Below are 18,995 nucleotides of genomic sequence, written 5' to 3' on the forward strand. Positions count from 1 at the left end.
ACCACTGGCAGGGTCAGGATCGTACGTCCGCGGGTCCGGTCAGGCGGCGATAATGGGGCCATATGGACCCCAGTGCCGAACTCAGTGAATTCCTGCGCTCCCGCAGAGCCCGGCTGAAGCCGGAGGACGTGGGGCTGCCCGAGTTCGGGCGGTACCGGCGGGTGCCGGGGCTGCGCCGGGAGGAGCTGGCGCAGCTGGCCGGGGTCTCGGTGGCGTACTACACCCGGCTCGAACAGGGCAACGGCCGGAACGTGTCCCTGGAGGTCCTGGACTCGATCGCGCGGGCGCTGCGCCTGAGCGACACCGAGCGGGCGCATCTGACGCACCTGGCGAAGCCGACGGTGAAGAAACGGCAGCGGGCGGCGTTTTCCCGTCCCCAGCAGGTGCGGCCGGGGCTCCTGCACCTGCTCGACTCGATGGACGGGGTGCCCGCCGTCGTCCTGGGCCGCCGACTCGACCTGCTCGCCTGGAACAGGATGGCGCGGGCGCTGCTCGGCGACTTCACCACCTGGGAGCCGCACGAGCGGAACATGGCCCGGATGGTCTTCCTCGACCCGAACGCGCGCTCCCTCTACCTCGACTGGGAGCACAAGGCGACCGAGGTGGTGAGCGTGCTGCGGCTGTACGCGGGGTGCTGGCCGGACGATCCGCTGCTGCTCGCGCTGGTGGGCGAGCTGTCGGTACGGAGTGAGGAGTTCCGCTCGCTGTGGGCGGCGCACACGGTGGCGGACAAGGGGCACGGCGCGAAGCGGATGCGCCACCCGCTGGTGGGCGAGATGACGCTGTCGTACGAGACGCTGAAGGTGTCCGGCGCCGACCCGGACCTGGTGCTCGTGACGTACCAGGCGGAGCCGGGCACGCCCTCGGCGGACGCGCTGCGGCTGCTCGCGCAGTGGGGCGTGGACGAGCCCGTGGACGTACGGGAGTAGGACGTACGGGAGCGGACGGGAACGCGGAAGGGCCCCTCCGGACGGAGGGGCCCTTCCGCGCGTGCGGCGGGTCAGAGGGCCGACTTGGCCTTCCACTGCGACCAGCTCAGGTTCCAGCCGTTGAGGCCGTTGTCGGGGGCGATCGTCTTGTCCTTGGAGTTCTTGACGATCACGACGTCACCGATGAGGGAGTGGTCGTAGAACCAGGCGGCGGACTGCTTGGGGTCGCCGGCGCCCTTGACGTCGTTGAGGCCCACGCAGCCGTGGCTGGTGTTCACGGAGCCGAAGATCGAGTCCGGGCCCCAGTAGTTGCCGTGGATGAAGGTGCCCGAGTTGGACAGGCGCATCGCGTGCGGCACGTCCTTGATGTCGTACTCGCCCTTGCCGTCGTCGTCGGTGAAGCCGACGGTGGCGCCGTTCATCCGGGTCTCCTTGAACTTCTCGGAGATCACCATCTGACCGTTGTAGGTCGGGTTCTCCGGGGAGCCGGCGGAGATCGGGATGGTCTTGACCGTCTTGCCGTCCTGCGTGACCGTCATGGTCTTGGTGGCGACGTCGACGGTGGAGACCTGGTTGCGGCCGATCTTGAAGGTGACGGTCTTCTGCTGGACGCCGAAGACGCCGTCGGCGCCCTCGACGCCGTCGAGGTTCAGCTTCAGGGTGACGGTCGAGCCCTCGGTCCAGTACTCGTCGGGCCGGAAGTCGATGCGCTGGGAGCTGAACCAGTGCCCGACGACCTCCTGGCCGGAGCTGGAGGTGACGGTGATGCCGCTCTGGACGGCCTTCTTGTGGGTGATCGCCTTGTTGAAGGTGATCGAGACCGGCATGCCGACGCCGACGGTCGAGCCGTCCTCGGGCGTGAAGCTGCCGATGAAGCTGTTGGCCTGCGAGACGGTGGTGAACGAGGAGTTCTCGTGGGCCTCCAGGCCCTCCGCGTCGGTGGCGGTGGCGGCGATCTTGTAGAGCGTCGCCCGCTTGAGGGGGCCGCTCGGCTTCCAGCTCAGGCCGTCGGTCGCTATCTCGCCCTTCACCCGGGTGCCCTCGGCGGAGGTCATGACGACCTCGGTGAGCTTGCCCTGGGCGACCGTGACCTTGGCGTCGTTGTTGATGGAGGCGTTCTGCGCGCCGTTCTTCGGCGCGATGGTGATCTGCGCCTTGGAGGTCTTCTGCGCGGCCGCCTCGTCGACCTGGGCCTGGGACTGGGGGGTCGCGGTGCCGGTGGCCTTGCCGCCCTTGTCGCCGTCGTCGCACGCCGAGAGCACCAGTACGCCGCTCAGCACGACGGCCGCGGTGGCCAGGCTCCTGCGGCGCTTGCCGTCCGTCATCACACGCATCTCCATCGTCGCCGGTTCCCTGTGAACGCTTGCTTCCATACCCATGACAACTCGTTCGGTTCCGTAACCGTACGGTTTGTGGGGAACAACACTGATCGACACGCGTCGGCGGGGTTTCCGGTTCCCGGTGTCGCGGGAGGGCCCCGGGACGGCGTCCCGGGGCCCGCGAACAGGGTGGATACCGGCCTTACGGGCGGTCGTCCTCGTCGTCCTCCGTCCCATCTTCCTCTCCGAGGTCCCACTCCAGCGCATCGGGGTCGTACTCGATCTCCTCGCTGCTCCAGGACGCCTGGACCATCTCGATCCCGGGGACGTCGCGGATCAGGTCGAAGGGCTCGACGAGGTGGGCGAGGGCCTCGGCGTCGTCCTCGCGCACGGCGGCACGGGCGTGCGCCCGTTCCTCCTCCGGCATGAACTCGTCGGCGTCGATCCGGGCCTCGGCGGCCTCGACCAGCTCGGTCGGCCCGTCGATCTCCAGGACCACGTCGACGCGAAGGCGTACATAGCGTGCGGTGTCAGAAGTGCTCATGGTCCGGAGCCTAGGCGGCCGGAGCGGCTCGGCTTTCCCGCGACCCGCTGTGTTCACTAGCATCGGCACACCGACCAATTCGGGGGCCCCGCAAGGAGGATCGACATTTCCGTGCCCACCGCCCGCCGTCTCCCGCTGACCGCCGCCGTCGCCGGAACGCTGCTGTGCGCCCTGTGGTTCGTGCCGTCCGCGAGCGCCACCGGCCCGAGCGGCGGAGATCCTGCCGGGGTGACCCGGAGCGGTCCCGCCGCGGACGACGGACGCCTGGCGGAGACCGGCAGACCGGACACGACGGCGTACGTGCTCGGCGGGACCGGGTTCCTGGGCGTGGGCGCGGGGTTCGTGGCGCTCGCGATGCGCCGCCGGGGCCGGGCTTCCTGAACCGCCGCGCCGGGCGGGCCCCGTACCGCCGCGCCGGGCGGGCTTCCCGAACCACCGCCCCGGACGGGCTTCCTGACGCCGGGCCGGGTGCGCGGACGGGCGGGGCCCGTCTCCCCGGGGGAGACGGGCCCCGCCCCCGCCGGAAGGTCCCTAGGCCAGCGGCCCGGTGACCGGCTCCACGGCGGCGACCACCTTCCCCTCCCGTACGAAGGCGTCGGCGGCGGCCAGGTCGGGGGCGAGGAACCGGTCCGGGCCGGGTCCCTCGACACCGGCCGCGCGCAGGGCCGCGATGACGGCCCGCGAGGCGGGGGCGGGGGTCAGGCCCTCGCGCAGCTCGATGCCCCGGGTCGCGGCGTACAGCTCGACCGCGATGATCCGGTTGAGGTTGCCGATCGCGGTGCGCAGCTTGCGGGCGGCGGACCAGCCCATGGAGACGTGGTCCTCCTGCATCGCGGAGGACGGGATGGAGTCGGCGGAGGCCGGGACGGCGAGCCGCTTCATCTCGCTGACCAGGGCGGCCTGCGTGTACTGGGCGATCATCAGGCCCGAGTCGACGCCGGCGTCCTCGGCGAGGAAGGGCGGCAGGCCGTGCGAGCGGTTCTTGTCGAGGAGCCGGTCGGTGCGGCGCTCCGCGATGGAGCCGAGGTCGGCGGCGGCGATGGCGAGGAAGTCGAGGACGTACGCGACCGGGGCGCCGTGGAAGTTGCCGTTGGAGCGCACCTGTCCGTCGGCCAGGACCACCGGGTTGTCGACGGCGGCGGCCAGCTCGCGCTCGGCGACGAGACGGGCGTGGGCCAGGGTGTCGCGGCCGGCGCCGGCGACCTGGGGGGCGCAGCGCACCGAGTAGGCGTCCTGGACGCGGGGGGCCTCGCCCGCCTGGAAGTGGCCGGTGAGGCCGGAGTCCTTGAGCACGGCCAGCATGTTGGCGGCGGAGGCGGCCTGGCCGGGGTGGGGGCGGATGGCGTGCAGTTCGGGTTCGAGGACCTTCTCGGTGCCGAGGAGGGCTTCGAGGGAGAGCGCGGCGGTGACGTCGGCCGTCTTGTAGAGGGTGTCGAGGTCGGCGAGGGCCATGATCAGCATGCCGAGCATGCCGTCGGTGCCGTTGAGGAGGGCGAGGCCCTCCTTCTCCCTCAGCTCGACGGGCGCGATGCCGGCGGCGGCGAGCAGGTCGCCGGCGGGGCGGACCTCGCCGTCCGGGCCCTCGGCGTCGCCCTCGCCCATGAGGGCCAGGGCGCAGTGGGAGAGCGGGGCGAGGTCGCCGGAGCAGCCGAGGGAGCCGTACTCGTGCACGACCGGGGTGATGCCGGCGTTGAGGACGTCGGCCATGGTCCGGGCGACCTCGGGGCGGACGCCGGTGTGGCCGGAGGCGACGGTCTTCAGGCGCAGGAACATCAGGGCGCGCACGACCTCGCGCTCGACGCGGGGGCCCATGCCGGCGGCGTGCGAACGGACGATGTTGCGCTGGAGCCGGGCGCGCAGCTCCTGGCCGATGTGCCGGGTGGCGAGGGCGCCGAATCCGGTGGAGACCCCGTAGACGGGCTCGGGCTTGGCGGCGAGGGCGTCGACGACCTCCCGGGCGGCGGCGAGGGCGCGCACGGCCTCGGTCGACAGCTCGACGCGGGCGCCGTGCCGGGCGACGTCGATGACGTCCTGCGGGGTCGTGCCGGACGTGCCGAGGACGACTGTCTGCATATCCATATTCAGCACCCTACGGATTGAAGACCGACCTGTCACTAGGCGATTTCGTCACTGGCCCGGCGGGGGTCGGCCCCTTACCGTCCGGCTTCCGTCGCCACCCGGCCACCGCGTCCGCCACCGTCGCCCCGGTCGCCGCGTCCGCCACCGCGTCCGCCACCGTCGCCCCGGCCGCCGCACCCCTCACCGCCGCCGCCCCGCCCGGTCCCGCCGCCGCCCCGTCGCCCTCCCGGCGCCGATGGCGCCGCCGCTCCGGAGCGTACGGACTCACTCCCCCGGAGCGCCCGGCTCCGGCCCGCCGGGCCCCGGGCCCGGCGAACGCTCCCGGCCCCCCGGCCCCCCGCCGTCCGGCGGCTCCGCCACCGGCGCGTCCCTGAAGCGGCGGCGGTCACGGCTGCCCGGCGGGGCGTCGGCGAGCCGGACGACCGTGCCGTCGCGGCCCGCCACGACCGGTTTCGCGGAGCGGCCGGCCTTGGCCCGGTACTGGGCGGCGTCCGCGAGCCGGAAGAGGCGGCGGGCCGACCCGAGCGGCCCGATCGGGTCGCCGGTGGACGCCACCCCGCAGGCCACGCCCTCGCCCAGCTCCAGCTCGGCCGCCCGTACGCACAGCTCCTCCGCGACCGCGACCACCTCGTCCGCCGTCGGGCCGACCGTCAGGAGGCAGAACTCGTCGCCGCCGAGGCGGGCCGCGAGGGCGCCGGGGAGCTTGGCGCCGCAGCGGGAGAGGACGGAGCCGAAGCGTTCGAGGAGGCGGTCGCCGACCGCGTGGCCGTGGGTGTCGTTGACCCGCTTGAGGCCGTTGAGGTCGCAGACCAGCAGGCTCACCACGGAGCCGTCCGCGTGGTGGCGCTCGATCGCCTCGTCGAGGCGGGTGTCGACGGCCCGCCGGTTGGCGAGGCCGGTCAGCGGGTCGGTGAAGGCGAGCTTGCGGACCTCCTCCAGGCGTTCGGCCTGGGCGATGCCGGACGCGACGACCGCCGCGAGGACGGTCGCGAAACCGGCGTCCGCCCTGGTGAAAGGTTTCTGCTGGAGCGAACGGGCCACGTACAGCTCACCCCAGGCCCGTCCGTGCAGCACGATCGGGGCGACCACGCAGCAGCCCCGCCCGCGCCGCCGCAGACCGGCCACCCGGCCGGTCGGGACCGGGTCGCCGGCGGTCTCCACCCAGGCGTCGGGCTCGCCCCCGCCCGCCCACTGGTCGTGCAGGAACTCGGTGATCTCGGGGTACTGGTGCACCGGGTACGTCTCCGCGTCCGGGAACTCCTCCTCCCCCTCGGCCCGCTCCCCGGCGTTCACCAGGACCTTGAGGCGGCCGTGGTCCCGCTCCCAGACGGACAGCGCGGCGAAACTCCCGTCGAGCCCGTCGCGGGCCCCGAGCGCCGCCGCCCGCCAGAACTCCCGTGGCGTGTGCGCCGCCGCCATCCTCTGCGCCAGCGCCACTACGGCCCGCAGCCGCCCGTCCTCACCCATTCCTCCAGCTTAGGGAGGTTTGATCAGTTTTCCCGTCCAGGACGTCACGGAAAGTTACATAAAGGGCAAATCGGAAGGAGTTGTGCGGCGGATCACTCCCCCGGCCACTCCGGCCGCCGCTTCTCGTTGAAGGCCGCCACCCCCTCGGCCCGGTCGCCCGAGAAGGCCACCGAGCGCCAGGCCGCGTCCTCGACCTCCAGACCGGCCCGCAGGTCCAGGCCCTGGCCCAGCCGCATGGCCTTCTTCGCGGCGCGCAGTCCGACCGGCGAGTGGGCCGCGATCCGTCCGGCCAGCTCCAGGGCGCCCGTCCGCGCGTCCTCCGCCAGGAGGTCCACGAGTCCCAGCTCACGGGCTTCGGCCGCCTCGACCCGGCGGGCCGTGAAGACCAGTTCGGCGGCGCGCGCGGCGCCCACCCGGCGCGGCAGGAGCTGCGTACCGCCACCACCGGGGATGACGCCCACGGAGACCTCGGGGAGACCGACGACGGCGGTCGCGTCGGCCACGATCACGTCGCAGGCGAGGGCCAGCTCGAAACCGCCGCCGAGGGCGAAGCCGTGCACGGCCGCGACGGTCGGCATCGGCAGTTCGAGGACGCCGGTGTAGGCGGCGCGGGCGGTCGGGCGCTGGCGGACCAGCTCGGCGTCGGTGAGGGAGTTGCGCTCCTTGAGGTCGGCGCCGACGCAGAAGGCGCGGTCGTTCGACGAGGTGAGGACGGTGACGCGGGCCGAGCGGTCGGCGGCGAGCGCGTCGCAGGCCGCCGCCAGGGAGCGGGCCATCTCCGTGGAGACGGCGTTCATCGCCTTCGGCCGGTCGAGGACCAGCTCCGCGACGTGTCCCTCCCGCCGGACCACCACGAACTCACCGAAACGCTGCTCGGACATGAGCGCACACCCTCCCGACACCGGACGCCCTCCCGTTAACGGCTGTTAACGGGGGTTCGCGGGAGATCCTAGGACGGACGGCGGCCCAGGAGCCAGGGCTCGACGACGCCGAGGCCGCGCACCGGGCGCTGCCACATCGGCTGGAGCGCGAAGCGGTACGCGGCCGGCGGGCGGCCCTCCTTCTCGGCGCGGGCCGCCTCCTCGGCCGCCTCCGCCTCCGAGCCGGGCGCCTCGCCGTTCCTGATCAGCTCCGCCGCGAACGCCCCGTCGACCAGGACGGCGTCCTTGGGGGCTATCGAGGTGAGCCGGCTGGCGAGGTTCACGGTGGTGCCGAAGACGTCGCCCATCCGGGTCGTCACGGTGCCGAAGGCGATGCCGACGCGCAGCGCGGGCATCGTCTCGTCGTGGCCGAGGGTCTCGATCAGGCGGAGCGCGATCTCGGAGGCGGTGCCGGGGTCGTCCGCCGCGTACAGCACCTCGTCGCCGAGGGTCTTGATGAGCCGGCCGCCGTGCGCGGCGACGAGGTCGGCGCAGGTCGTCTCGAACGCCTCGACCAGCTCGCCCAGCTCCTCCTCCTCCAGGCGGCGGGTGAGCCGGGTGAAGCCGACGAGGTCCGCGAAGCCGACGGCGAGCCGCCGGTCGACCATCTCCTCGTCGTCGGCGGCCTGCACGACCCGCCCGGTGGCGGCGGCGAGCTGCCGGCGCCACACGTAGATCAGGAACTCCTCCAGCTCGGGGAGGAGCAGCTCGACCAGGGGGTACGTGACCTCGGTGCGGGTCATGCCGGGCTCGGGCGGCTCGGTGAGGCCCTCCAGGAAGGAGTCGATCTGCCACTCGGCGAGCCGGGCGGTGGTCTGCCCGGTGGAACGGGCGACCTGCACGGCCATCGGCTCGCTCAGCAGTCCGGCCTCGACCAGGCCCGCGAGCCGCCGCAGCGCCAGGACGTCGGCCTCGGTGAGCGCCTTGGCCTGCCCGATGTCGGCGAAGCCCATGGCGCGCCAGAAGCGGGAGGCCAGCTCCATGGAGACGCCCGCCGTGCGGGCGGCCTGGAACGGGGTGTAGCGGCGGTCCGCGCCGAGGATGAGCTGTTCGAGGCGGATGGCGAGGGGGTCGTCGGTCGGTTCGGCCGTGTGGTCGACCTCGTGGTGGGGGGTGGGGTACGCGGAGGGCTGCTCGTCCCCGCCGCCCGCGTTCGCGTCGTCGACGGTCACCGGCCGCCTCCTGCCCGTTCCCTGCCCACGTGTCCTGCCGATCTGTCGCCTGGATCGCGCTCCACGATACGGCAGGTGTGGAATGGCTCACGCCCCGACGGCCGGTGTCCGCGTCCCGGAATCCGGGCGGGCGGGCCCCCGGGGGGCGCGGGTCACCGGGGGCGGACCGCCGGGAGGGCGCGGGCGCGCCCTCCCGTTCCGCCCCGCGGGGCGCGGGCCCGCGCCGGCGTCAGACGCCCGGTGTCCGCAGGTGGACGATGTCGCCCGCCCCCACGGCCTCCGTGCCGCCGCCCTCCGTGGCGACCACGAGCCGGCCGTCGCCGTCGAGGGCGAGGGCCTCGCCCTCCAGGGTCCGCTCGCCGGGCAGCTCGGCCCTGACGCGGCGGCCGAGGGTCGCGCAGCCGGCCGCGTACGCCTCCTGGAGCCCGGAGGCGGCGGGGTCGCCGCCGGCCCGCGTCCACTCCCCGTACCACCGGTCGAGGGAGCGCAGGACGGCCCGCAGGAGGGTGTCGCGGTCGGTGGAGACCGCGTCGGCGAGGAGGAGGGATCCGGCGGTGGGGACGGGGAGTTCGTCCTCGCGGAGGGTGACGTTGACGCCGAGGCCGACGACGACGCCGTCCGTGCCGGCCCGCTCGGCGAGGATGCCGCCGGCCTTGCGCTCCTCGCCCGCGACCGAAACCAGGAGGTCGTTGGGCCATTTGAGGGACGTGTCCACTCCCGCCGCCTTCGCGAGGCCGGTCGCGGCGGCCACTCCGGCGAGCAGCGGGAGCCAGCCCCAGCGGTGGGCGGGGACGTCCGGCTTGAGCAGGACGGAGAAGAAGAGCCCGGAGCGGGCGGGCGCGCTCCAGCTCCGGTCGAGGCGGCCCCGGCCCGCGGTCTGCTCCTCGGCGACGAGCACCGCCCCCTCGGGGAGTTCGCCCGCGCGGGCGGCGAGGTCGGTGTTGGTGGACCCGGTGGCGTCGACCACGTCGAGCGAGGTCCACAGGGCGTCGGGCAGGACGAGCGCGCGGCGCAGCGCGGAAGCGTTCAGCGGGGGCCGGTCGAGGTCGGACCAGCGTCCGCCGGAGCCGTGGGAGGACGTCATGCAAGCCAGACTAGGTGTGGCAAAGACCGCAGTGCCGAACCGTATCGGCGTCGATACGCTACGGGGCAGTACGCCAGCACTAGCCCATTCGTAGTCAACGAACCCCCCGTGACCAGGCAGGGAGCCGCATCCCGATGTCCGAGCCGGCAGAGCAGTACGAGATCGACATTCACACGACCGCGGGCAAGATCGCGGATCTCAGGCGCCGCATCGACGAGGCCACCCACGCCGGCTCGGAGCGCGCGGTGGAGAAGCAGCACGCGAAGGGGAAGCTGACGGCGCGCGAGCGGATCGCCCTCCTCCTCGACGAGGGTTCGTTCGTCGAGCTGGACGAGCTGGCCCGACACCGCTCCACCAGCTTCGGCCTGGAGAGGAACCGTCCGTACGGCGACGGCGTCGTCACCGGCTACGGCACGGTCGACGGCCGGCCGGTGGCGGTGTTCTCGCAGGACTTCACGGTCTTCGGCGGCGCGCTCGGCGAGACGTACGGCCAGAAGATCATCAAGGTGATGGACTTCGCCCTGAAGACCGGCTGCCCGGTCATCGGCATCAACGACTCCGGCGGCGCCCGCATCCAGGAGGGCGTGAGCGCGCTCGGCATGTACGGCGAGATCTTCCGCCGCAACACCCACGCCTCCGGCGTGATCCCGCAGATCTCGCTGGTCGTCGGTCCCTGCGCGGGCGGCGCGGTGTACTCCCCCGCGATCACCGACTTCACGGTGATGGTGGACCAGACCTCGCACATGTTCATCACGGGCCCCGACGTCATCAAGACGGTGACCGGCGAGGACGTGGGCTTCGAGGAGCTGGGCGGCGCCCGGACGCACAACGCGACCTCGGGCGTGGCGCACCACATGGCGGGCGACGAGAAGGACGCCGTCGAGTACGTGAAGTCCCTCCTCTCCTACCTGCCGTCGAACAACCTCTCCGAGCCGCCGGCCTTCCCGGAGACCGCGGACACCGAGGTGACGGACGAGGACCGCGAGCTAGACACGCTGATCCCGGACTCGGCGAACCAGCCGTACGACATGCACAAGGTCATCGAGCACGTCCTCGACGACGGCGAGTTCCTGGAGACGCAGGCGCTGTTCGCGCCGAACATCCTGACCGGTTTCGGCCGGGTCGAGGGCTTCCCGGTCGGCGTGGTCGCCAACCAGCCGATGCAGTTCGCGGGCTGCCTGGACATCGACGCCTCCGAGAAGGCCGCCCGCTTCGTGCGCACCTGCGACGCCTTCAACATCCCGGTCCTGACCTTCGTGGACGTGCCGGGCTTCCTGCCGGGCGTGGACCAGGAGTACGGCGGCATCATCCGGCGCGGCGCGAAGCTGATCTACGCGTACGCGGAGGCCACGGTCCCGCTGATCACGGTCATCACGCGCAAGGCGTTCGGCGGCGCGTACGACGTGATGGGCTCCAAGCACCTGGGCGCGGACCTGAACCTGGCGTGGCCGACGGCGCAGATCGCGGTCATGGGCGCGCAGGGCGCGGTCAACATCCTGCACCGCCGCACGATCGCGGAGGCGGGGGACGCCGACGAGACCGAGGCCGTGCGGGCGCGACTGATCCAGGAGTACGAGGACACCCTGCTCAACCCGTACACGGCGGCCGAGCGCGGCTACATCGACGGCGTGGTGGTGCCCTCCGACACGCGTCCGCAGATCGTCAAGGGCCTGCGTCAGCTCCGCACCAAGCGGGAATCCCTTCCTCCGAAGAAGCACGGCAACATCCCGCTCTAACCCCTCCGGACCCTCAGGGAGCCGACATGATCAAGGTCGTACGAGGAAACCCGACCCCGGAGGAGCTGGCCGCCGCGCTGGCGGTGGTCCAGGCCCGGGCCGCGGCCACGGCGGCGGCGTCCGCCGGGGACGGCGGCCCGGCGGTGCCGGAGGGGTGGTCGGACCCCTCCCGCATCGCGCGGGCCGTACGGCACCGGCCCGGCCCGCGGGCCTGGGCGCGGTCGTACTGGCCCGTGTAGCCGTCGCGGTACGGGAAGGGCCGGGCCCCTTGTGCGGGAGGTCCGGCCTTTCGCGTGCCCCGGCGCCGGTCACGTACGGCGCAGGAAGAGGCCGGAGAGGACGGCTCCGGCGGCGGCGATCGCGGCGTTGACGAGGACCGCGCGGCCGATGCCGTCGAGGAGCACGGGCGCGGTGACGACGACGGCGCTCATGACCGGCGTGCCCATGGTGATGCCGATCTGCTGGGTCATGGTGGCGAGTCCGGTGGCCGCGCCCTGCTCGTCGTCGGGGATGCCGGAGGTGGCGGTGACCATGAAGCCGACGATCGCGAGCATGTTGCCGACGCCTCCGGCGAAGGTCGCGGCGAGCAGCAGCGCGAGGCCGTCCCGGTCGTCGCCGAGGCCGTACAGGGCGAGCGTGGCGGCGGCCTGGAGGAGCCCGCCGGCGACGAGGGCGGCGCGGGCGCCGAAGCGGCCGATGAAGCGGGAGGCGGCCACTCCGCCGAGGACCGTGCCGGCGCCGAGGACGCCGAAGGAGAGCCCGGCGGCCAGCGGGGAGAAGCCCAGGACGTCCTGCAGGTAGAGGGTCATCAGGAAGACCAGCGAGGTCTCGGTGACGAAGGCGACGAGCCCGGCCAGGTTGCCCCAGACGACCGTGCGGCGCCCCAGGACGCGGACCGGGACGAGGGGCGAGGCGACCCGCCGTTCGACGAGGACGAAGGCGGCGAGGAGCGCGGCGCCGGCGGTGAGTGCGGTGAGCGCCGCGAGGTCGGTCCAGCCGTGCTCGCCGGCGCGGGTCAGGCCGTGGACGAGGGCGAGGAGTCCGCCGGTGACGGTGACGGCGCCGGGCACGTCGAGGCGCGGCCGGACGACGGGGCGGCTCTCCTTCAGGACGGCGGGGGCGACGAGGAGCACGGCGAGGGCCACCGGGACGTTGACGAGGAAGGCCCAGCGCCAGGAGAGCAGGTCGGTGAGGACGCCGCCGAGGATCGCGCCGGTGGTGAAGCCCGCGGACATGAGGGCGCCGTTCAGCCCCAGGGCCTTGGCCCGCAGCGGCCCCTCGGGGAAGGAGGAGGTGAGCAGGGCGAGGCCGGCGGGGGTGACGGCGGCGGTCGCGAGGCCCTGGGCGACGCGGGCGGCCATGAGCGTCCCGGGGCCGGTGGCGAGGCCTCCCAGGAGGGAGGAGGCTCCGAGGACGGCCATGCCGCCGAGGAAGAGACGCCGGCGGCCGATCAGGTCGGCGACGCGCCCGAAGAGGAGGGTGAACCCGGCGGCGGCGAGGGCGAAGGCGGTGGCGATCCACTGGAGGCCGCCGAGGGTGAAGCCGAGCCCCTCGCCGATGACGGGCAGGGCGACGTTCAGGATCGAGAAGTCGACGGCCAGCATGAACTGGGCGAGCAGGAGGACGACGAGGACGAGCCGCGCCCGCCCGGTCATGCGGGCTTCGGCGCGGTCCGTGGGTGCGGGGGCATCGAGGACGGCCATGCGTACCACCCCTTAATGGGATTCTAGTTCTGTTAAGACGTCCCGTACCGTAGCAGGGTCGACGGCGCTAATGGAACAGGAGACCCATTTGAATGAGAGCCGACCGGCCACGCCCGGCACCACGCGCCCCGGCGGTCGCACCGCGAAGGTCCGCAGGGCGGTCCTCGACGCCACTCTGGACGCCCTCGCCGGCACCGGCTTCCACGCCCTGAACATGGACCGGATCGCCACGGGCGCCGGCGTCGGCAAGACCACCGTCTACCGCCGCTGGGGCTCCCCCGCCGGCCTGGTCGCCGACCTCCTGCGCGACATGGCCGAGCAGTCGCTCCCCGCCTCCGACACCGGCAGCCTCGCGGACGACCTGCGGGCCAACGCCGAACTCGTCCGGACCACCCTCGCCGACCCCCGGATGGGCGCCGTCTTCCGCGCGGTCATCGCCGCCGCGGCCTGCGACGAGGAGTGCGCCCGCGCCCTCGCCGGGTTCTACCGGACCCGGCTCGCCGCATGGGCCCCCGCCGTCGCCAGGGGCGTGGCGCGCGGCGAGGCCCCGGCGGGCACGGACCCGGTGGAACTGCTCCGCGCCGTCTCCGCGCCGCTCTACTACCGCTTCGCGGTCACCCGGGAGGAACTCGGCGCGGACGTCGCGGAACGGGCGGTGGCGGCGGCACTCGCGGCCGCGCGGGACGGGGTGTTCGCGGGGGCGTAGGACGCGGGGCGTTCACGGGAGCGCGGGAGGTTCGCGGGAGCGCGGGACGGGGGTGCCCGCAGGACGCGGGACGGAGGGTACGGCAGGACGCGCCCCTCCCCGAATAGTCCTTCGGCGCGGGGGCGCCTGAGTATCCGTACTCAGGCGCCGCGCCCGTCACGGCCTCAGGATCGAAGGCATGTTGTGGTCGGACCCGAAGAATCAGCCGCCGAAGTTCATGCGTGACATGCAGGCGATGATCCGCCGCGCGGGCGTGCTGCTGGCCCTGGCGATGGTGGTGGCGATGTTCGCCGCCGGCGTGCGCTGACCGTGCGCGCGTGCCCCCGGCGGGCCGGGCCCGGCCACGCGCGCGTGCCCGGCGGTCCGGTGGGTCCGGAGCCGCCGCACTGGCTACGCTGCCCCCATGACTGCTGATCCGCGCCGTGTCGTGCTCGCCTCCGCCTCCCCCGCCCGGCTCGGTCTGCTGCGGCAGGCCGGCATCGTTCCCGAGGTGATCGTGAGCGGCGTCGACGAGGACAGGGTCCACGCGCCGACCCCGGCCGAACTCGCGCTGGCCCTCGCCGAGGCGAAGGCGGCCCATGTGGCCGCCCGGCCCGAGGTGTTCGGCGCGCTCGTCATCGGCTGCGACTCGGTCCTGGAGCTGGACGGGAAGGCGCTGGGCAAGCCGGCCGACGCCGAGGAGGCCACCGCCCGCTGGAAGGCGATGCGGGGCCGGGTCGGCGTCCTGCAGACCGGTCACTGCGTGTACGACACGGCCGCCAAGCGCTTCGAGTCCGCGACCGCCTCGACCGTGGTCCGATTCGGCGAGCCGACGGACGAGGAGGTCGCGGCGTACGTGGCGAGCGGCGAACCGCTGCACGTGGCGGGCGCGTTCACCCTGGACGGGCGCTCGGCGCCGTTCGTCGACGGCATCGACGGGGACCCGGGCAACGTGATCGGACTGTCCCTGCCGCTGCTGCGCCGGCTCCTCGCCAAGCTGGACGTGCGGATCACGGACCTCTGGACCTGAGCGCGTCCGCCCGGCCGGTCCGCCCGCTCCGGCTGCCCGGGGCCGGGCTCCGGGCTCCGGGCTCCGGGCTCCGGGCGGACCCTCTAGGCGGGTGCCGGGGCCTCTCCCGCGAGGGGCTTCCCGGCGGGGTCTTCCGAGGGTTCCCCGGCCCGCTCCCCGGCGCCCTTCCCGGCCGTCCGCCCGGCGTCCTTCCCGTACGCCACCAGGGTGAGGACGACCAGGCCGAACACGGCCATCAGGAAGGCGAAGGCGCCCCAGCCGAGGAGGCCGACGGCGACCGCGCCGAGGATGCCGTGCACCACCGCGCAGCCCACCAGGAGGGCCCGGCCGAGCCGTCCCGGGCGGCGGTCGCGGACGCCCGCGACGAGGGCGACGAGGGCGCAGAGGACGAGAGCCGCCCCGGAGGCGATGCCGAGTCCCCAGGTGCCGGCCACCATGGCTTCGGGGTCCATGCCGTCGAGGGACATCGACTGGGCCTCCAGGAAGTGCGCCATCACGGCGTTGACCGCGACGATGCCGGGCGCCTCCAGGAGGAGCACCGCCGCCGTCACGAGAGCCGTCGCCCTGCGGACCATTCCGCCCCCCTGGATTCTCCTGTTACCGGCAGTACGTTCGACAGCGGGCAGGCTACTGGCCGGTAAACCCCTGGACAAGGGAGTGCGCACGGCGGGCGACGCCCGAGGACCGGGCAAAGAATGGGCGGAGCGTTCGTAGGGACCCGACAAAGAAACCCGAACGGCGACTGGTCGCATGAACAGAGACCTGCGCCACACCGAGGATCTACTGTGCCGCAAAGGAACCCTGCGTACCGTGGTGCGACAAGGGAAATCACGATCCGAGCAGGCCCGGGGTCACCCTCCGTGTGGGAAAGCTCACCACTGGGGACGGGTCGAAAGACCGTGTCGGCAGTCCCTAAACTCAGCTTGTTTCAAGGAGGGAGCCATCGTGCGCAAGGTGCTCATCGCCAACCGTGGCGAAATCGCTGTCCGTGTGGCCCGGGCGTGCCGGGACGCCGGCATCGGCAGCGTGGCCGTGTACGCCGAGCCGGACCGGGACGCCCTGCACGTCCGGGCCGCCGACGAGGCGTTCGCCCTGGGCGGTGACACTCCGGCCACCAGTTACCTGGACATCGCCAAGGTCCTCCAGGCGGCGAAGGACTCCGGCGCGGACGCGGTCCACCCGGGCTACGGCTTCCTCTCGGAGAACGCCGAGTTCGCGCAGGCGGTCCTGGACGCGGGCCTGATCTGGATCGGTCCGCCGCCGCAGGCGATCCGGGACCTGGGCGACAAGGTGGCGGCCCGTCACATCGCCCAGCGCGCCGGTGCCCCGCTGGTCGCCGGCACGCCCGACCCGGTGTCGGGCGCGGACGAGGTCGTGGCCTTCGCGAAGGAGCACGGCCTGCCGATCGCGATCAAGGCCGCCTTCGGCGGCGGCGGGCGCGGCCTGAAGGTCGCCCGCACCCTCGAAGAGGTGCCGGAGCTGTACGACTCCGCCGTCCGCGAGGCCGTCGCGGCCTTCGGCCGGGGCGAGTGCTTCGTGGAGCGCTACCTGGACAAGCCGCGCCACGTGGAGACGCAGTGCCTGGCCGACCAGCACGGCAACGTGGTCGTGGTCTCCACCCGTGACTGCTCGCTCCAGCGCCGCCACCAGAAGCTGGTCGAGGAGGCCCCCGCGCCGTTCCTGACGGACGAGCAGAACGCGCAGCTGTACTCCGCGTCGAAGGCCATCCTGAAGGAGGCCGGCTACGTCGGCGCCGGCACGGTCGAGTTCCTCGTCGGCGTGGACGGCACGATCTCCTTCCTGGAGGTCAACACCCGCCTCCAGGTCGAGCACCCGGTGACCGAGGAGGTCACCGGTCTCGACCTGGTGCGCGAGATGTTCCGGATCGCGGACGGCGAGGAGCTGGGGTACGGCGACCCGGCCGTACGCGGTCACTCCTTCGAGTTCCGCATCAACGGCGAGGACCCGGGCCGCAACTTCCTCCCGGCCCCCGGCACCGTCACCCTCTTCCAGCCGCCGTCCGGCCCGGGTGTCCGCCTGGACGCGGGCGTGGAGTCCGGCTCGGTCATCGGCCCGGCCTGGGACTCGCTCCTGGCGAAGCTGGTCGTCACCGGCGCGACCCGCGAGCAGGCCCTCCAGCGTGCCGCGCGCGCCCTGGCGGAGTTCCGGGTCGAGGGCATGGCCACGGCCATTCCGTTCCACCGGGCCGTCGTGGTCGACCCCGACTTCACCGCCGACCCGTTCCGGGTGCACACGCGGTGGATCGAGACCGAGTTCGTCAACGAGATCCCGCCCTTCGCCCCGGCCGGCGGCGAGGCCGAGGAGGACGAGACGGGTCGCGAGACGATCGTCGTCGAGGTCGGCGGCAAGCGCCTGGAGGTCTCCCTGCCGTCCTCGCTGGGCATGTCCCTGGCCCGTACGGGTCTGGCGGCGGGCGCCCGGCCGAAGCGCCGCGCGGCCAAGAAGTCCGGGCCGGCCGCCTCGGGCGACACCCTCGCCTCCCCGATGCAGGGCACGATCGTGAAGGTCGCGGTCGAGGAGGGCCAGGAGGTCAAGGAGGGCGACCTGATCGTCGTCCTGGAGGCCATGAAGATGGAGCAGCCCCTCAACGCCCACCGTTCCGGCACCGTCAAGAGCCTGAACGCCGTGGTCGGCGCCTCCGTCACCTCCGGTGCCACCATCTGCGACATCAAGGACTGACGTCGCACCCGGTACGGTACGAAGGGCCCGCGGACAGCCGTTTGCGGGCCCTTCGCCGAGGGGGCCCTCTTCTCATGCGTGCCGACGCGCGCCGCAACCACGAGCGGCTGCTCACCGAAGCCCGTACCGCCTTCGCCGCGCAGGGTTCCGGCGCTCCCCTGGAGGAGATCGCGCGCCGCGCGGGCGTGGGCATCGGCACCCTCTACCGCCACTTCCCCACCCGGGCCGAGCTGCTGAACGCGGTCTTCCAGGAAGCCCTGGGTGAACTCCTGGCGCTCTCCGAGGAGTTGTCCGGCTCCGACGCGCCCTGCCGGGCGCTCGTGGAGTGGCTGCGGGCCCTGATCGCCCACGCCGGCGAGTACCGGGGACTCGCGCACGCGCTGATGTCCGCCTCGTACGACCGGAGTTCGGCCCTCTCCCGGTGCAGCGACCCGCTGCGCGCGGCGGGCGAACGGCTGCTCGCGCGGGCCCGGGAGGCGGGCCAGGTGCGCGCGGACGTGTCGATGGACGATCTGATGCAGCTGACCAACGCGATCGCGCTGGCGGTGGAACAGTGCCCCGAGGACCCGGAGTTGGCGGACCGCCTGCTCGCGCTGACGCTGCGGGGGATCGAGGGCTGAGCGGGCCGGGCCGGTGCGCGCGGGACCCCTGGGGGAGGGTCCCCGGACGACGACCTCGGCGGTGGCTCCTCGGCGACGCCCCCTCAGCGGCGGCGCAGATCCGCGACCCGGGCCGTGCGCTCCAGCGTCTCCGCCGCCATCGGCCCGCCCGGCCCCCGGAACTGCCCCGGCGCCATCCGGCCGCGCTGGACCGGGAGCGGCAGGTCACGGCGGGGCCGGGCGCCCGGGGGGACCTGGTGGTCACCGCCCGCGGAACCGGCGCCCGCGACGGCGATCTGGACGCCCTGGTCGGCGAGGGCCTGGAGCTCGGTGGCGGCCCGGTCGTCGTGGGCGGGCGGCTCGTCGGTGACCAGCCGGGTGATCACGTCCGTGGGCACCGTCTGGAACATGGTGTCGGAGCCCAGCTTGGTGTGGTCCGCGAGGACCACGACCTCCGCCGCCGCCTGCACCAGGGCCCGGTCCACGCTCGCGGAGAGCATGTTGGAGGTGGACAGGCCCCGCTCGGCGGTCAGACCGCTGCCGGAGAGGAAGGCCCGGGAGACCCTCAGCCCCTGGAGGGACTGCTCGGCCCCACTGCCCACCAGGGCGTAGTTGGAGCCGCGCAGGGTGCCGCCGGTCATGACGACCTCCACCCGGTTGGCGTGGGCGAGGGCCTGGGCGACGAGCAGGGAGTTGGTGACCACGGTCAGTCCGGGCACGCGGGCGAGCCGGCGGGCCAGCTCCTGCGTGGTCGTCCCGGCGCCGACGACGATGGCCTCGCCCTCTTCGACGAGGCTCGCCGCGAGGTCGGCGATGGCCGTCTTCTCCGCGGTGGCGAGATGGGATTTCTGCGGGAAGCCGGATTCTCGCGTGAATCCACCCGGCAACACCGCACCGCCGTGCCGGCGGTCGAGGAGTCCTTCTGCCTCGAGGGCCCGTACGTCTCTCCGTACGGTCACCTCGGAGGTCTGGACGACGCGGGCGAGCTCACGGAGCGACACGGCCCCGTTGGCTCGCACCATTTCGAG

The 18,995-nt window shown here is 73.4% G+C and carries 19 protein-coding genes; 9 read left to right on the forward strand and 10 right to left on the reverse strand.

Annotated features, from left to right (window positions below; translation table 11 throughout):
• Positions 1-62 precede the first annotated feature (62 nt).
• The gene (locus tag ACFYZY_RS28355) at positions 63-929 is read left to right on the forward strand and encodes a helix-turn-helix domain-containing protein (RefSeq protein WP_388699704.1); all 867 of its coding nucleotides are present in this window, start codon (positions 63-65) and stop codon (positions 927-929) included.
• Positions 930-1,000: 71 nt separating this feature from the next.
• On the opposite strand, the gene ACFYZY_RS28360 is transcribed toward ACFYZY_RS28355, so the two are convergent.
• Both ACFYZY_RS28360 and ACFYZY_RS28365 read right to left on the reverse strand, forming a co-directional pair.
• Complete coding sequence (locus ACFYZY_RS28360; RefSeq protein ID WP_388699706.1) at positions 1,001-2,269, reverse strand: Ig-like domain-containing protein; 1,269 nt, start codon at positions 2,267-2,269, stop codon at positions 1,001-1,003.
• Positions 2,270-2,450: 181 nt separating this feature from the next.
• Positions 2,451-2,792 carry a hypothetical protein gene (locus ACFYZY_RS28365; RefSeq protein WP_388699708.1) on the reverse strand — a complete coding sequence of 114 codons (342 nt, stop codon included), beginning with the start codon at positions 2,790-2,792 and terminating at the stop codon, positions 2,451-2,453.
• 111 nt (positions 2,793-2,903) lie between these two features.
• Here ACFYZY_RS28365 and ACFYZY_RS28370 point away from each other — a divergent pair, with 111 nt between their 5' ends.
• Positions 2,904-3,173 carry a hypothetical protein gene (locus ACFYZY_RS28370; RefSeq protein WP_388699710.1) on the forward strand — a complete coding sequence of 90 codons (270 nt, stop codon included), beginning with the start codon at positions 2,904-2,906 and terminating at the stop codon, positions 3,171-3,173.
• Positions 3,174-3,323: 150 nt separating this feature from the next.
• Here ACFYZY_RS28370 and hutH read toward each other — a convergent pair whose 3' ends face one another.
• From hutH to ACFYZY_RS28395, 5 genes are all read right to left on the reverse strand, one after another.
• Positions 3,324-4,865 carry a histidine ammonia-lyase gene (gene hutH / locus ACFYZY_RS28375; RefSeq protein WP_388699780.1) on the reverse strand — a complete coding sequence of 514 codons (1,542 nt, stop codon included), beginning with the start codon at positions 4,863-4,865 and terminating at the stop codon, positions 3,324-3,326.
• A 270-nt stretch (positions 4,866-5,135) separates the two neighbouring features.
• Complete coding sequence (locus ACFYZY_RS28380) at positions 5,136-6,338, reverse strand: diguanylate cyclase domain-containing protein (RefSeq protein ID WP_388699712.1); 1,203 nt, start codon at positions 6,336-6,338, stop codon at positions 5,136-5,138.
• Positions 6,339-6,430: 92 nt separating this feature from the next.
• Positions 6,431-7,219 (reverse strand): enoyl-CoA hydratase/isomerase family protein, encoded by a 789-nt coding sequence (locus tag ACFYZY_RS28385; protein ID WP_388699715.1) that lies wholly within the window; start codon positions 7,217-7,219, stop codon positions 6,431-6,433.
• Positions 7,220-7,287: 68 nt separating this feature from the next.
• Entirely contained in the window at positions 7,288-8,430 is a 1,143-nt protein-coding gene (locus ACFYZY_RS28390; RefSeq protein ID WP_388699716.1) for an adenylate/guanylate cyclase domain-containing protein, read from the reverse strand.
• A gap of 229 nt (positions 8,431-8,659) precedes the next feature.
• Positions 8,660-9,514, reverse strand: coding sequence for a biotin--[acetyl-CoA-carboxylase] ligase (locus ACFYZY_RS28395; protein ID WP_388699719.1), 855 nt, complete (start codon positions 9,512-9,514; stop codon positions 8,660-8,662).
• A 134-nt stretch (positions 9,515-9,648) separates the two neighbouring features.
• On the opposite strand from ACFYZY_RS28395, the gene ACFYZY_RS28400 reads away from it, so the two are divergent.
• Both ACFYZY_RS28400 and ACFYZY_RS28405 read left to right on the forward strand, forming a co-directional pair.
• Positions 9,649-11,250 carry an acyl-CoA carboxylase subunit beta gene (locus tag ACFYZY_RS28400; protein ID WP_388699721.1) on the forward strand — a complete coding sequence of 534 codons (1,602 nt, stop codon included), beginning with the start codon at positions 9,649-9,651 and terminating at the stop codon, positions 11,248-11,250.
• A 26-nt stretch (positions 11,251-11,276) separates the two neighbouring features.
• Entirely contained in the window at positions 11,277-11,489 is a 213-nt protein-coding gene (locus tag ACFYZY_RS28405; protein WP_388699724.1) for an acyl-CoA carboxylase subunit epsilon, read from the forward strand.
• A gap of 69 nt (positions 11,490-11,558) precedes the next feature.
• Here the strand turns inward: ACFYZY_RS28405 and ACFYZY_RS28410 are convergent, their stop codons facing one another.
• Positions 11,559-12,953: an MFS transporter gene (locus tag ACFYZY_RS28410; RefSeq protein ID WP_388699727.1), complete on the reverse strand. Its 1,395-nt coding sequence runs from the start codon at positions 12,951-12,953 to the stop codon at positions 11,559-11,561.
• 70 nt (positions 12,954-13,023) lie between these two features.
• Here ACFYZY_RS28410 and ACFYZY_RS28415 point away from each other — a divergent pair, with 70 nt between their 5' ends.
• The 3 genes from ACFYZY_RS28415 to ACFYZY_RS28425 all read left to right on the forward strand — a co-directional run bounded on the left by ACFYZY_RS28415 (position 13,024) and on the right by ACFYZY_RS28425 (position 14,668).
• Positions 13,024-13,659 (forward strand): TetR/AcrR family transcriptional regulator, encoded by a 636-nt coding sequence (locus ACFYZY_RS28415; protein WP_388699729.1) that lies wholly within the window; start codon positions 13,024-13,026, stop codon positions 13,657-13,659.
• Between the two features lie 178 nt (positions 13,660-13,837).
• Positions 13,838-13,966 (forward strand): morphogenic membrane protein MmpB, encoded by a 129-nt coding sequence (gene mmpB, locus ACFYZY_RS28420; RefSeq protein WP_388699732.1) that lies wholly within the window; start codon positions 13,838-13,840, stop codon positions 13,964-13,966.
• Between the two features lie 96 nt (positions 13,967-14,062).
• Complete coding sequence (locus ACFYZY_RS28425) at positions 14,063-14,668, forward strand: nucleoside triphosphate pyrophosphatase (protein WP_388699734.1); 606 nt, start codon at positions 14,063-14,065, stop codon at positions 14,666-14,668.
• An 83-nt stretch (positions 14,669-14,751) separates the two neighbouring features.
• Here ACFYZY_RS28425 and ACFYZY_RS28430 read toward each other — a convergent pair whose 3' ends face one another.
• Positions 14,752-15,243 (reverse strand): hypothetical protein, encoded by a 492-nt coding sequence (locus ACFYZY_RS28430; RefSeq protein WP_388699738.1) that lies wholly within the window; start codon positions 15,241-15,243, stop codon positions 14,752-14,754.
• A 370-nt stretch (positions 15,244-15,613) separates the two neighbouring features.
• On the opposite strand from ACFYZY_RS28430, the gene ACFYZY_RS28435 reads away from it, so the two are divergent.
• Both ACFYZY_RS28435 and ACFYZY_RS28440 read left to right on the forward strand, forming a co-directional pair.
• Positions 15,614-17,368, forward strand: coding sequence for an acetyl/propionyl/methylcrotonyl-CoA carboxylase subunit alpha (locus ACFYZY_RS28435; RefSeq protein ID WP_388699741.1), 1,755 nt, complete (start codon positions 15,614-15,616; stop codon positions 17,366-17,368).
• Between the two features lie 74 nt (positions 17,369-17,442).
• A complete protein-coding gene (locus tag ACFYZY_RS28440; protein ID WP_388699744.1) occupies positions 17,443-17,988 on the forward strand; it encodes a TetR/AcrR family transcriptional regulator in 546 nt (181 codons plus the stop codon).
• An 83-nt stretch (positions 17,989-18,071) separates the two neighbouring features.
• Here the strand turns inward: ACFYZY_RS28440 and ACFYZY_RS28445 are convergent, their stop codons facing one another.
• Positions 18,072-18,989, reverse strand: coding sequence for a DeoR/GlpR family DNA-binding transcription regulator (locus ACFYZY_RS28445; RefSeq protein WP_388699782.1), 918 nt, complete (start codon positions 18,987-18,989; stop codon positions 18,072-18,074).
• Positions 18,990-18,995 lie beyond the last annotated feature (6 nt).

Origin of the sequence: Streptomyces sp. NPDC001744, assembly GCF_042892575.1 — a bacterium.
Taxonomy (GTDB): Bacteria; Actinomycetota; Actinomycetes; order Streptomycetales; family Streptomycetaceae; genus Streptomyces.